The 13,656-nt window shown below is 44.6% G+C and carries 12 protein-coding genes and 1 tRNA gene; 10 read left to right on the top strand and 3 right to left on the bottom strand.

Annotated features, from left to right (window positions below; genetic code table 11):
• Nucleotides 1–131: 131 nt before the first annotated feature.
• Nucleotides 132–320: a hypothetical protein gene (locus tag X939_RS0119840; RefSeq protein ID WP_131694756.1), complete on the bottom strand. Its 189-nt coding sequence runs from the start codon at nt 318–320 to the stop codon at nt 132–134.
• Nucleotides 321–620: 300 nt separating this feature from the next.
• Between X939_RS0119840 and X939_RS0119835 the strand changes: the two genes are divergently transcribed.
• The 7 genes from X939_RS0119835 (at nt 621) to X939_RS22700 (ending at nt 10,163) form a co-directional block, all read left to right on the top strand.
• On the top strand, nt 621–857 hold the full coding sequence (locus X939_RS0119835; RefSeq protein ID WP_025765025.1) for a PspC domain-containing protein: 237 nt from the start codon (nt 621–623) through the stop codon (nt 855–857).
• Nucleotides 858–1,032: 175 nt separating this feature from the next.
• On the top strand, nt 1,033–2,211 hold the full coding sequence (locus X939_RS0119830) for an acetyl-CoA C-acyltransferase (protein ID WP_025765024.1): 1,179 nt from the start codon (nt 1,033–1,035) through the stop codon (nt 2,209–2,211).
• A gap of 107 nt (nt 2,212–2,318) precedes the next feature.
• The gene (locus X939_RS0119825) at nt 2,319–3,317 is read left to right on the top strand and encodes a glycosyltransferase family 2 protein (protein ID WP_025765023.1); all 999 of its coding nucleotides are present in this window, start codon (nt 2,319–2,321) and stop codon (nt 3,315–3,317) included.
• Nucleotides 3,314–4,435 (top strand): glycosyltransferase family 4 protein, encoded by a 1,122-nt coding sequence (locus X939_RS0119820; RefSeq protein WP_025765022.1) that lies wholly within the window; start codon nt 3,314–3,316, stop codon nt 4,433–4,435. Before X939_RS0119825 ends, X939_RS0119820 begins: the two co-directional genes overlap by 4 nt.
• Before the next feature lie 216 nt (nt 4,436–4,651).
• Nucleotides 4,652–7,525: a putative Ig domain-containing protein gene (locus X939_RS0119815; protein WP_025765021.1), complete on the top strand. Its 2,874-nt coding sequence runs from the start codon at nt 4,652–4,654 to the stop codon at nt 7,523–7,525.
• Between the two features lie 128 nt (nt 7,526–7,653).
• Nucleotides 7,654–9,465: an acyl-CoA dehydrogenase FadE gene (locus X939_RS0119810; RefSeq protein WP_025765020.1), complete on the top strand. Its 1,812-nt coding sequence runs from the start codon at nt 7,654–7,656 to the stop codon at nt 9,463–9,465.
• 179 nt (nt 9,466–9,644) lie between these two features.
• Nucleotides 9,645–10,163 (top strand): DUF6265 family protein, encoded by a 519-nt coding sequence (locus X939_RS22700; protein WP_229236119.1) that lies wholly within the window; start codon nt 9,645–9,647, stop codon nt 10,161–10,163.
• Between the two features lie 31 nt (nt 10,164–10,194).
• Here the strand turns inward: X939_RS22700 and X939_RS0119800 are convergent, their stop codons facing one another.
• Nucleotides 10,195–10,770 carry a hypothetical protein gene (locus X939_RS0119800; protein WP_198034463.1) on the bottom strand — a complete coding sequence of 192 codons (576 nt, stop codon included), beginning with the start codon at nt 10,768–10,770 and terminating at the stop codon, nt 10,195–10,197.
• Nucleotides 10,771–10,812: 42 nt separating this feature from the next.
• Complete coding sequence (locus tag X939_RS0119795; protein WP_025765017.1) at nt 10,813–11,544, bottom strand: hypothetical protein; 732 nt, start codon at nt 11,542–11,544, stop codon at nt 10,813–10,815.
• Nucleotides 11,545–11,829: 285 nt separating this feature from the next.
• On the opposite strand from X939_RS0119795, the gene ubiE reads away from it, so the two are divergent.
• From ubiE to X939_RS0119775, 3 genes are all read left to right on the top strand, one after another.
• Nucleotides 11,830–12,552 (top strand): bifunctional demethylmenaquinone methyltransferase/2-methoxy-6-polyprenyl-1,4-benzoquinol methylase UbiE, encoded by a 723-nt coding sequence (ubiE, locus tag X939_RS0119785; RefSeq protein WP_025765016.1) that lies wholly within the window; start codon nt 11,830–11,832, stop codon nt 12,550–12,552.
• Nucleotides 12,501–13,235 (top strand): type IX secretion/gliding motility protein PorT/SprT, encoded by a 735-nt coding sequence (gene porT, locus X939_RS0119780; RefSeq protein ID WP_044200153.1) that lies wholly within the window; start codon nt 12,501–12,503, stop codon nt 13,233–13,235. The genes ubiE and porT overlap by 52 nt, the downstream gene beginning before the upstream one ends.
• 203 nt (nt 13,236–13,438) lie before the next feature.
• Nucleotides 13,439–13,513: transfer RNA gene (locus X939_RS0119775), tRNA-Val, on the top strand.
• Nucleotides 13,514–13,656 lie beyond the last annotated feature (143 nt).

Raw genomic sequence — 13,656 nt, 5'->3', positions numbered from 1 at the left:
ATTATTAAGCCTGATATCCTAAAAATGCCAGATTGTCAGCAATTTTAGGCTCTATATTGCTTACAAAAGTAAGTCATTACCTGATCTTATCGGTGACCATATGATTAAACCTTCATTAAAGACCTTTTTGATCAGGCCAACTCGCAGTTTTTCTCATTAAAGAACTTGACCTCCCCAGTTTGCTCGTTTCTACATTTCACCTTTCCGGTTATCTTGATCGTGGCACCCTTCTGGATTTTTTCATGCGATAAAATTATCCATACATCAGAATCGTTCTTCACTCGTACCCGAACCCGGTCATTAAATTTTTGAATTGCCATAAATGGAAATGTAATAGTCAGCTCCAAATTTACCAAAATATTGGTGGTACCCATCGCTAAATAGGATTCCAGGAAACAAAAGATCTGTACTTTTCTGCAATATATCCATATATAACGCCCCTTTTACGCTCTTAGGTATTCAATATCAACCCCTAACCTCAGCTTGGGCCTCAATAAATAAACAGACTCTTCCAGCTCCACAGCCTTTTCTCCAGCCCCGCGACCATTTATAACAATTTCCAACCACTACCATGTAATACACAGTACCTTTGATTCATCAAAACGAAACATCTATTAGCCATGAACAACAATAAGTTATATCGAAACACCAATAATAAAATGATTGGAGGAGTAGCCTCCGGATTTGCCGACTACTTCGACATTGACGTGGTGCTGGTACGGGTACTGCTTGTATTCGGATTTTTTTTCCCCATCCCTTTTTCTATCGTCATCGTGTATATAATCTGCTGGATTATTATGCCTGATATTGCCAAAAAGCCGAAAGAATTGCCACAGAGCCACTACAACCCAGAATAGCCTGATGGCAAACGGGCCTTAGCGCTATCCCTACCAAGGAAATACAAAACAACAAACCGGCAGAAAACGTTTTCTGCCGGTTTGTTGTTTTAAAGTTAATCGCTAATTTTACAATAGTATGCTAGCATACTATTGTAAAACATAGGCTTTTCTTGAACCATAATCCAATAACATTATGAATGCATACATTGTTTCGGGCTACAGGACGGCTGTAGGCAAGGCAAATAAAGGGGGGTTTAGATTCACCCGTCCCGACGATCTGGGCGCCAGAGTAGTGAAGCATATACTTGAACAATTGCCCGAGCTGGATCCCGCCCGCATCGACGATGTAATTGTTGGAAACGCCGTTCCCGAGGCAGAGCAAGGCATGCAAATGGGCCGCTATGTGGCCCTTCTTTCCCTTCCTCAACATGTGTCGGGCATTACCATCAACCGATACTGCGGGTCGGGTGTAGAAGCTATTGCCATGGCCGCGGCACGGATACATGCCGGGCTAGCCGACTGCATCATAGCAGGGGGTACCGAATCCATGTCAATGGTTCCCACTATGGGCTGGAAAACTGCATTAAATTATGATATTGCCAAATCAAACCCAGATTACTATCTCAGTATGGGCCTTACTGCCGAACAAGTTGCTAAAGACTTCAAAATCGATCGCCAACGGCAGGATGAATTCTCCTTTGCCTCGCACCAAAAGGCATTAAACGCACAGAAGGTAGGCTATTTCAAGGATGGTATTGTCCCAATTTCCGTAGAAGAAACATATTTTGACCAGCTGAGCGGAAAGAAAAAAACAAAGACTACAGTCATTGACCAAGATGAAGGGCCTCGTGCCGACACTACGCTCGAGGCTTTATCGGGCTTACGCCCCGTTTTTGCAGCCGGGGGAAGTGTAACTGCTGGAAATTCTTCCCAGACTTCCGACGGCGCCGCTTTTGTGGCTGTCATGTCCGAAGCACTCGTACAAGAGTTAGGACTAAAACCTGTGGCACGAATGCTAGCATATGCCACGGCCGGTGTAGACCCTAGAATTATGGGAATTGGACCGGTAGCCGCCATCCCTAAAGCGCTGAAACAAGCTGGACTACAGCTGAACGACATCGAACAGATAGAACTTAATGAGGCCTTTGCAGCACAGGCCTTAGCGGTAATTCAAGAGCTGGATATCAATCCTGACTTGGTTAATCCCAATGGGGGAGCTATCGCACTGGGCCATGCCCTCGGATCGACTGGAGCCAGGCTAACCGTACAACTCCTCAATGAAATGCGACGGCGCAATCAGAAGTATGGAATGGTTACGGCCTGTGTGGGAGGTGGCCAAGGTGTAGCGGGAATCTTTGAGCGTCTTAATTAAAGCATCGAGGCTATCCCTAGTGCCGCAAACGAATCTCCGTGCAAGTATTTTAATGCTTCCACGGAGATTTTTATACTTTTGCGGTTCCACCGAAAAGGAAAATTTAAATGGATGTATCCATCATCATTGTAAACTATCGCACACCACAACTGATTATTGATTGCTTAAGGTCTGTTTTTAAATATACGCATGGCCTCCAAATTGAAATAATTGTCGTTGACAACGATCCTATACAAGGAGGCAAGCATTTGGTATTAGCTGAATTCCCTTCTGTGCACTGGATCGATATGGATTTTAATTCAGGATTTGGTATCGCAAATAACAGGGGGATGGCCCAGGCGAAAGGCAAGTACCTGCTCCTGCTGAACGCCGATACCCTCCTGTTTGATCCCGTTATCCAAAGGTGCTATGACCGCATGGAGCAACGGCCCGATATCGTAGCTGCCGGCGCCCTACAATTATATGCCGACCGAAGCCCAATGCCTTACTATTCCAGCTTCAATGCGATACGCCGCACCTTGTTTATCGTTCCTCCTGGCATTTCCAGATATATAGACCGGGCCTTTCCCGACCCAAAATATGCAGACCCGGATCAGTGCGATTGGCTCGTAGGTGCATTTTTATTTGTGAGACGAGAAGGCTACGAAAAAACGAAGGGGTTCGACGAAGACTTTTTTATGTACGGCGAAGATGTGGAATGGTGTAGTCGCCTTTCCATGCATGGCAAGCTCTGTTATTTTCAGGACTGCCAATTCTTGCACTTAGAAAACACGAATCCTTTCCGCCGAACGAACATTTCCTGGATCAATCGTTTTGGCACCCAGATGCAACTCTCCAATCTGCTCTGGATTCGAAAACAATATGGATTGGGCGCTTATCTGCTTATGATTTTACATTATACGAGCATGATACCGGTGATCTACATTTGGAAAATTATGCTTAATATCAAAAACAGTGGTAAAGCTTTTGGTGAATTACGCACACAACATTTATATACCCAGAAAATTGGGGTCATGTTGCGCTATTTCTGGAAGACTGTCCTTGGAAAGAAGTTTCTTTTTAAGATATTGCCCTCGGAAAACATCGATTTACAAGGCCGTTTATGAAAGACAAAATACGCATCTTGTTTTTTACCCCCTATGCATCCCGGACCGGCTCTGAGGTCATGCTATGGTATATTTTCAAGCATTTCGACCGCAGCAAATTCGAGATGGCCGTGGTTAGCTTTCGCCAGGGCGAACTCCTGTCGGAACTCCCCGCCGATGTAAAGTATTTTCATATTCCTGAGTCCTACTCCATCACTCAAAAGCTTGCCTTTCACCTAGGCTGGAACCCCACCCAGGAAGGAATTAAGGCCGCGGCCAAAGCATTTAAAGCAGATTTATGGTATATCAACACCATCATGCTTCCCTTTGTAATAGACCAGGCGAAGAGGCTAAACATCCCTGTTGTAACACATGTGCATGAGCTAGGTCATATGTTCGCTTCTACCAGCGTTCAAAACTTCAGGACACTGATGGAAGATTCGAACTTACTGATCGGCTGCTCCCAAATTGTTTGTGACATCCTTTCAGATTCAGGGGCGAAAAATGTTAAAAGACTGTATTCTTTTGTGGACCTGGAATCGATCCAGACTTCAGCATCATCGGTGGAGTCTATCAGAAATGAGTTAGGAGCCGGCCCCTCCGATTTTATATGGGCCATGTCGGGTACCACTTCAGAGCGCAAGGGCTTCGATCTACTGCCCGATCTTGCCAAGGAACTCCCGCAGGATCGGACCCTGCACCTGATGTGGGTAGGACGCCTTCTGGACGATGGACTTACGTCCTGGATTCAGCAGCGCTGTGCGGGAATTAAAAACGTACATATTCATTTTGTAGGGGCACAAAATGCAGCATACTATGATTACCTAGCAGCTGCCGATGGTTTTATGATGACCTCTCGCCAGGAACCTTTTGGACTGGTAATGGTAGAAGCCGCCTGGCTCGGAAAACCTATTGTAGCCTTCGAAAGTGGTGGTCCTCAAGAATTTATTAAGCCAGGCATGGGAACCCTAATTCCCTGTTTCGATCTGAAAAAATTTTCCGCTGCCATGCTGGAATGGAGAAAGAAAAGTGAGCATTTCGACACGAAGACGGCACAAAACCACTGTCTCTCATTCGGCACCCGGCAAGGCATGGCCAACTGGTGTAGGATCATTGAAGACTTCTACCAAAAAAAATAGTGTAGCAAGTCTAATTTCCTCCTAACAGGAAAAATTTTAAAAAAACCTTCCTAATGCGCTTGGTTTACTTTAGTAATTTCAAGGTAAAATAAATACCTCTTTTCGGCGTATTAGATGGGAACATCTGGTTAATTTTATTCCCCAAGCCAACCGCCCAGACCTGCTGTTGTTTAAATAATCCGGCTAAGACTTGAGTAGGACCATTAAAAGATCAATATGCGACGAACCTATACTTCAATTTCAAAAAAACTTACTGGTTTGCTGCTGGTAATCTGCATGCTACCTGGCATATGCTCCGCACAAAATAGCATGGCCTCGGATGCTACCAACCAGCGCTACCTGGCCTTGCTCCTGTTAAACCTGCCCATTGAAAAAGGGCCGGAGCTAGAGCTGATACGTACCGCCCGCAATTATGGTCTCAACGCCTTATATATAGCCATCCCCTGGGACAAGGTCTACCGGGTATCTCCAAATGAAACCCCTAACTGGGAAAAATTTGATGAGCAGATCCAGCTTGCAACCAGCCTGGGAATGAAGATAGCGATTAGAATCCATTTAGGACGGCATAGTACACGCATTAATGGATTTTGGAATACTAGCGATAGTCAAATCAGCCAGACGGGGGCACCCCTGTTAGGAGGCTATCAAGACACCTTCTTCGGGTTCGACAATCAGCCTATTGTAGAAAAAGGCATGGCCTTTGTCAAAGAAGTTACCAATCGTTACAAATATTTACAAACTGAAAACAAGCTGATATTTATTTCCGTAACCAATACGCCAACCCAGGAAGGGGAGTATTATGGCGGAATCCAGATCGATGGGAAGGAACAGAGTACGGTGTACGATTATTCCCCCAGCATGCGCAAAGGATTCCAGGAATGGCTGAAAGTGCATTACAAAAAAATTGAAAGGCTCAATTTTCTTTGGGGGACTCATTACAAAACATTCGATGAGGCTCCGGCTCCTTCCACCCCCTGGGAACCGGCTCAGGCCTTCCGCCAGCGCTATGGGAAAGATTGGTATATCTACAGACATATCGTCTTCAAGAAATATGTTGAACAGATGGTGGGAACCATCAAATCAGTAGATTCTAAGATCAAATTTATCTCCGACTATGGCTCTGTTTTCGATGGAGCCTCTCTTGGTAGGGGTACCCTGGGCTATAAAGACCTGAATGAAAAGACAGATGGAATCAAGGTCAATGATGACCTGGCGAGCTTTGACCACCGCTGGTCGGTAGACATTATTAAAAGTGACAGTCCCGACAATTTCTTTATTGCCAACGAACTTTTTGTTGATGAATTCCTCGACAATGCGCTGCATCAGAAACAAATCGATGAGAATTTCGCGCACGGGGCTAATCTGGTAGCCGCTTTGATATCTACCACTAAAACCATGCAGCGCTCCGAACCTTACCTTCGCCAGGCCGCTAGCAAATGGCTGAACAGTCCCATGCAGCCTATTGTCTACCGCGACTCTGTAGGGTACCGACTTTCGGATGCAGTGGAGAAAAAAGGCGCACAAAATGTAATTTACCAGGCCTGGGCCCAGCGCGCCTACGCCGATCCGAATAACCCAAAACCCGTTAAGGTGACCCTTCATGAAGACCTGTTGGACCCCTCCTACTGGGACGATGCCTCCAACTACCCTCCTTATATCCTACGGCCTATACCCATGCAGATTATAGCCGTTAACAAAGATTTTACCTATAAACTACCCACCGACACTTTCTCCGACGTAGATGGTACCATCATCAGAATAGAAGCCAGTAACCTACCCGCTTGGTTGCGTTTTGAAGGCGAGCAACTCAAGGGTTTGCCTACAACCTTGGGCGACTTCCGGATCAAAGTAATAGGAATTGATGATGAAGGCGGTCGGACGGAAGCTTTTTTTACCATTCGGGTAGATACCCGGGAAAATGCCAATAAACCTCCTACGGTTAACAGTAATTTTTCTAACCAGACAATCGCCGTAAATAAAGCCTATAGCCTGCGTATCCCCGAGGACGCATTCATCGATACAGACGGGAAAATAACAAAGATTGAGGCTTTTGAGCTTCCCGCTTGGCTGAGTTTTAACAATGGTATTTTATCTGGCACCCCAAATAGCCTGGGAGAAACCCGCATTTTTTTACGAGCCTATGACGATCTAAACGCATTCGTAGAAACGTATTTCACCATACGAGTGGTAGAGCCTCATAATCTCAACCAGCCTCCCTATGCTTCCAGTCCGCTACCCGTCAAATATCTCTCTTTAAATTATGCATTCGAATATGTATTACCCAATGTATTCGGAGATAATGACGGATATATATCTTCCATTACGATTCAGAATCGCCCCTCCTGGCTCGATCTATCTCTGAATGTACTTTCGGGTACACCGCCCCAGGAAGGGGAGTATCGGTTAATTGTCCGTGCCTATGATAATGGAGGAGCTTATGTAGAAATCCCTCTGATTCTGATCGTCGAAATTCCCCGGCTACGTTTTGAGTTGGTACGAGGAGGCAGGGCGATAGATCAATCCATCATCCGCAAGCTGGAAGGAGAAAACGTGGTACCATCTGAAGGCCTCCCTCCATTACTTAATATCTACGCCTATGGAAACTTCGATTACGACCGGGTCGAATTCGATCTGAAAGGCCCCTTCCACCGCAAATCAAGTACGAAAAAATTCCCTTATGCCCTCTATGAAAATGAGAGTGGCTTCCCTCCGGTGGTAGGGCGATATACGCTCACGGTAAAAGCCATCAACCGCGATAGTACCGTCGTGTCCAATTCTATCCAGTTTAGCATCAGCCGCGGAGATAGCTTGGACATCGTTCGCGATATCCCTGCATGGGTCTTCTATCCCAACCCCACTACCGACGTCATTAACATTCGTTTACCCAACGACAAAAATAACCTTCTCTTGAAGTACTCTTTGGTCAATAATGCTGGACAAATCATACCGATTCCCGCAGCATTCATTACGACCGCGGATAATTTGAGCAATATCGACCTTTATAAAATGAACTTACCCTCAGGCAATTACCTGATTCGGGTAGAAAGTGAAGGAGAGCTACTACAGCAATTCCGAATCTTTCGAAGATAGGCGCAAATTCAGGACTTTTTCAATTAGTATGCTTGCATAATAATATGAAATATTTATATTTGTGAAAGTTATTGGTATGCGTGCATACCAATAACTTATATTCCCAAAACCACAAAATACTGATAGTCATGCCTGCTGCTGAAAACACACAAATCCTAAAGGGAGGAGAATTTCTGATCAAAGAGACGCTAGCGAAGGACATCTTCATTCCGGAGCAATTTGGAGAAGAGCAACGGATGATTGCTGCAACCTGCCACGATTTCCTTCGGACAGAAATTTGGCCTCGGTTAGACGAAATAGATCAGGCCAAATCACCTGAGCTTATGTCCTCCTTAATGGACAAAGCAGGTGCCCTGGGTCTGTTGGGCACGGTGGTTCCAGAGGAATACGGCGGATTCGGCATGAACTTTAACACCTCCATGTTAGTGGCCGAAGCTACAGGCCCGGGCAATTCGTTTTCCGTGGCCCTATCTGCACATACTGGCATAGGCACCCTACCCATTTTGTATTATGGAAACGATGCACAAAAGAGCAAATATTTGCCCAAGCTTGCCTCGGGCGAGTGGAAAGCAGCTTACTGCCTTACGGAACCAGATTCCGGATCGGATGCCAATGCTGGCAAATCTAAAGCAGTTTTAAGCGGTGATGGTAAACACTATATTTTGAATGGGCAGAAAATGTGGATCACCAATGGTGGGTTCGCTGATATCTTTATTGTTTTTGCCAAAATCGAAGAAAATGGAAATACCGATAAGAATCTGACCGCCTTTATTATCGAAAAGGACTTCGGTGGCATTACCATGAATGAGCCCGAACATAAAATGGGAATTAAGGGATCGGACACCCGCCAACTGTTTTTCAACGACTGTATGGTTCCCGTTGAAAACATGATTTCTACCCGTGAAAATGGCTTCAAAATAGCGGTAAACATCCTCAATATCGGAAGGATCAAATTAGCCGCAGCCGCTTTGGGAGGTTCTAAGAAAGTGGCCCAACAAGCGGTAAACTACGCCAACGAACGCAAGCAGTTCGGGACCAGCATTTCTTCCTTTGGAGCCATCAAGCACAAATTGGCCGAAATGGCGGTAAGAATGTTTGCCACGGAATCGGCAGCCTATCGTATAGGGCAAAATATCGACGATCTGATCCTGGCGTTTCAGGAGCAGGGCATGGCCGATGCCGACAGCAAGCTAAAAGCCTTAGAAGAGTTCGCTATAGAATGCGCAATTATGAAAGTGCATGGCTCGGAGGTTCTCGATTATGTTACAGACGAAGGGGTACAGATTTACGGAGGTATGGGCTATTCCGCCGATGCACCCATGGACAGAGCTTACCGGGATAGTCGTATCAACCGGATATTCGAAGGCACCAACGAAATTAATCGATTGCTGATTGTAGACATGATCTTAAAGCGTGCCATGAAAGGGCACCTGGACGTTATGGGCCCCGCAACTGCCGTAGGCAAAGAGATCATGTCCATTCCTGACTTTTCGACTTTTGAAGATGATGGAATTTTTGATGCGGAAAAGAGGGTAATAAGCAACCTTAAGAAAGCAGTGCTTATGATAGCCGGTGCCGCTGTTCAGAAGTTCATGATGAAACTCTCCGAAGAGCAGGAAATCATCATGGATGTGGCCGATATGATCATAGAGACTTATATCGCCGAATCGACCTTATTAAGGGTAGAAAAACGCATACTTTTAAACGGCGAGGAAGGCAATACACTCTACCGCGATTTGGCCTTGGTATACTTACACCATGCAACAGATAAAATTAACCGGGCCGGCCGCTCGGCCATTACCAGTTTTGCCAGCGGTGATGAGCTAAGGGTTATGCTTATGGGATTGAAGCGATTTACCAAAATCGAACCATTGAATCTAAAAGATGCGCGTCGACGAATCGCTGATGATATCATTGCAAAAAACGATTTCACCTACTGATTTAACTTCATACACTCTGGGAGATGCTCCCGGTGCAACTAAAAATCCTCTCTGAGGACGGAGTCAGATTATCATCAGATCTGGCTCTTTTTTTGTTTATTATCTCCTCAAAAACCTTTTATTGGCTAAATTGCCGGTTCAATAAGATTCAGAAACCTAAAACCTTAATTACGGAACAAATGATTCGTTTAAAAAAACAAAACCTTATTGCTGCCATTATGCTGGCTTTTATTGCTATTGGAAGCAGTATGAACACCCAAGCTCAGGGTAGTAAAAAAGGATCCCTTGACGACCTTAGTTTCCTTACGGGACAGTGGCGGGGTGAATTTAACGGTGGGCCTATTGATGGAGGCTGGACCAATCCAATGGGCGACAATATCGTTGGTTACCTGCGTATGATGAAAGAGGGCAAGGCGACTCTATATGAGATTTTTGCTTTTGAGCAGACTGAGAATGGTCCGGTCGCCAGAGTTAAACATTTCAAACCAGGCATGATTTCGATAGAGGAAATGGAAGTTGCGGATACTTACAAGTTTATTGAAGCAGAGAAAAATACGGCTCTGTTCGAAAAAAATGATGGTTCAGTCCGCATCTTATACGAGCTTCGCAAGAAAAATCAACTTGTTTTTCAAAAAGGTGTACCTGAAAATGGCTCCTGGGTCTTTAATGACTTGTTTATATTTAAAAAACTGAATTAATCGTTGAGCCGGACTTTTTGTCCGGCTTTTTTTATAAGCACATAATTTTGGTATCCGTAATCAGCTCCCGATTACTTTCTAGAAAATCACAAAAGGCCTTTACCTGCTCAATCTGTGAAGAAAGATCCAATGGCTCCCGATATTCTTCCTGATATACGCCCACAAAATCGGTAATAACATAACGTAAAGTCCGAATTCCTTTGGAGCGGAGTGCGGGCAGATAAAAATTTTGGTGGTCATGAGCAAACCTTCCTGGCTCATAATGACGGGTGGTCTTCAGGTCTACGGCTAAGGACTTCCCAATAACATCCACAAATCCGTAAATCAGCACGTTATCAAGTTGGTGTTCGCAGTATACCTGCGCCTTTACCATAGGCCTGGGAAGAAGGGCCCTGACCTCCTTCATCAGATCAGGATCGTAGGCCTCTTCATCTGTGCCCTTTATCACCGCATCCTCGAACCGAATCCCCCTGCCCTGGGCCGGAGTGGTGGGGATAGGCACCCTGTTGATCCGGTCAAGAAGCTCTTGCCGCTCGAGATATCCCCGATTATACCGACTAAAGGTATTTAGTAGGGAAGGATAAAAGCGATATTCTATATTATTCATGAACATTTGAATTTATCGTTTGGTAGAATAAGATTACAGAGTCTAATGCTGCACATTTTTGCCAAAACGATGCACTAACGAAAAGGCAAGGAAACTATATCGGTCATTCGGGGTATCACTGTAAGTGGTATGCTCTTCCGGATTTATAAGCCTATACCCCGAGGTAGCATCTAGTTTATCCGTTCTGACAAAACAAAACCTGTAGTCCAAACCAACTGCTAATCGTGGAAGTACTCTAAAGTCGAGTGCAACTCCTATAGGAATAACCCGCTCTCGGGTATTTTTAATTCCACTAGGGCCATGCGGATTACCCCATTTGAGAAATAATTGATTGCGCTTGCTTAGGGGGCTATTAGAAAACCGGAGCAGATCGTTGGTCCCTATATCATAAGCCTTGGCATTAAAATTAATTATTCCCAAACCAGCATAAGTCTTAATATTGAAAGGTACTGGCGTTTTGGCTCGATTAAACTGCTCGGTAATATTCCAGCTAACAAGCAGGTCTATCTCGTTCATCGAGGTTGTAAAATAGGAATTAAAAAAGGGTATTCGCTCCCCACCTATCTTACCTACTCCATAGTCCAGAATCAATCCAATACGTCTGTTAAACCAATAGGCCACGCCTATCCCTGCATTGGCTTGCATATCCTGGCTATTGAGCTCGCCGAAAAACTGGGTGAGCCCAGCTCGAGCGCTTACCTGCCAATGTCCTTGCCGGTTTTCTTTCGGGCTATGGGCAACTTTTTGCTGCCCCACAGTTATGGAACATGGCATCAATAAAACCATTATAACGAGAAGCCAACGCCTACACATACCCCTTTCACAATTTAAAGTTATACTGGTTAATCCGACAGTTCCTGAAATTTAATGCCTTGTAATAATGTTAACAGCTTACCATGTAGACACTATATAGGTCATTATCGTGTTAGGAGGGAATTCCTGGCGCCTGCACCCCAAGCCGGGATAAATGGGCTAAACCTTGAGAATTTACCAGGAATATCATCTTCCTGGCCGCAAATACCATTAGCTTTGTACTTATAAACTATTGATATACCACTAATGAGTGTATTACCATATAAAGATAAACAATCCAGCAAGAGCGAGCAAGTAGCCGAGATGTTCGATAATATTTCCCCGAAATATGATCTATTGAATCATGTATTAAGTGGGGGAATTGATATTTACTGGAGAAAAAGAGCGATTAAAATCCTCAAAAAACAGCAACCTAAAATCATACTGGATATAGCCACAGGGACAGGAGATTTTGCCCTGGAGGCGTTGAGTCTGAACCCAGATAAAATCGTTGGGGTGGATATCTCGGAAGGTATGCTCGAGGTGGGACGCAAGAAAATCCTGAAGCGTAATAAGCAGGATATTATTACGCTTCAGACCGGAGATTCGGAAAGATTGGCTTTTTCAGACAATTATTTCGATGCTGTTATCGTTTCGTTTGGGGTAAGAAACTTCCAAAACCTACTCTCGGGGCTTACGGAGATGAACCGAGTAATGAAGCCAGGAGGCACTTGTGTTGTAGTAGAATTTTCAAAACCACAGGCATTTCCTATCAAGCAGCTATACCATTTCTACTCGAAGTATCTTTTGTCGCTGATAGGAAGAACGGTATCCAAGGATAGTTCCGCTTACTCCTACTTACCCGAATCGGTTCAGGCCTTTCCAGATGGGAATGATTTTCTAGAAATTTATAACAAAGCAGGATTCAAAAATACCCAATGCATACCATTAACATTCGGAATTTGCTCCATTTACGTAGGTCACAAATAGGGCTCTTTTATTTATTGCTATTGCTGGGGCCCTGCGTTCAACCGGCATCGGCTCAGCAAGTCCGCAGGAAGCATCTGGAATATTATGATGACAAGCCTATTCATTATGGGATTCTGTTTGCGGTGCCATTTACGGACTACCGCTTTTCTCATAATTCCACATTTATGGATAAGGATTCAAGCTTCCTTATTGAGTCTCCGAAAACTGCGGCATTCCGTATGGGTTTTATCATAAACGCCTATCTGAACGAACGCTTCGATATACGATCTACCCCTTCCGTTTCGCTATACGATAGGAAGATGCGCTTTAGCTATCCATCCGGATCCACCCAGATCAGTAAGCGAGAATCGACCTGGATAGAGATTCCCTTGCTTCTCAAATACAAATCGGAACGACGAGGCAACTCTCGCATGTACATGCTCGCTGGCTTTTCGCTCGGATTGGAGACCAATGTAAAGCGTAATAGAGGAGGCAACTCCGGGGTACTCGATACCCGCACCAGCGACTTTACCTTCGATTACGGGGTAGGTTATGAACGTTTTTTCGAATTTTTTAAGTTTGCACCAGAACTTCGTTTCTCCCATGGGCTGGGGAACGTATTAAACCCTTCGCAAAACAGCAATACCTCGGGTATCAAAAAGCTTACTACCCACACAGTAACCTTGTATCTGAATTTCGAATAAGAGGATAAGAGGATATTATACTACCCCTGGGATTTCCCTGGCAAATATACCACTGAACACCTTTAAACAGACAATATTGATAATCAACAACTTATATTTTTATTAAAAATAAATTCAATTTTTTTTCAAAAAAGATTTGCACCATAAAAAAATACCCGCCATATTTGCACTCCCAAACGACGAGTAAGGGAAACAAAAAAAAAGGGAGTTTAGCTCAGTTGGTTCAGAGCATCTGCCTTACAAGCAGAGGGTCGGGGGTTCGAATCCCTCAACTCCCACAAGAACTAAAGCCCTGTAACTCAGACAGTTACAGGGCTTTTTTCATGACCAATAATGCCCCCGTGCCAATTGCGTGCCAGTTAGCACTTAACCAAGGATCAAGTCAAAAACTTGTGGAGTCTGTTGCATTTTTCTAGGTTTG

Source organism: Dyadobacter tibetensis Y620-1, assembly GCF_000566685.1.
GTDB lineage: Bacteria > Bacteroidota > Bacteroidia > Cytophagales > Spirosomataceae > Dyadobacter > Dyadobacter tibetensis.
Note: the sequence above shows the minus strand (reverse complement) of the source record. Positions and strands in the feature narration are given on the sequence as shown.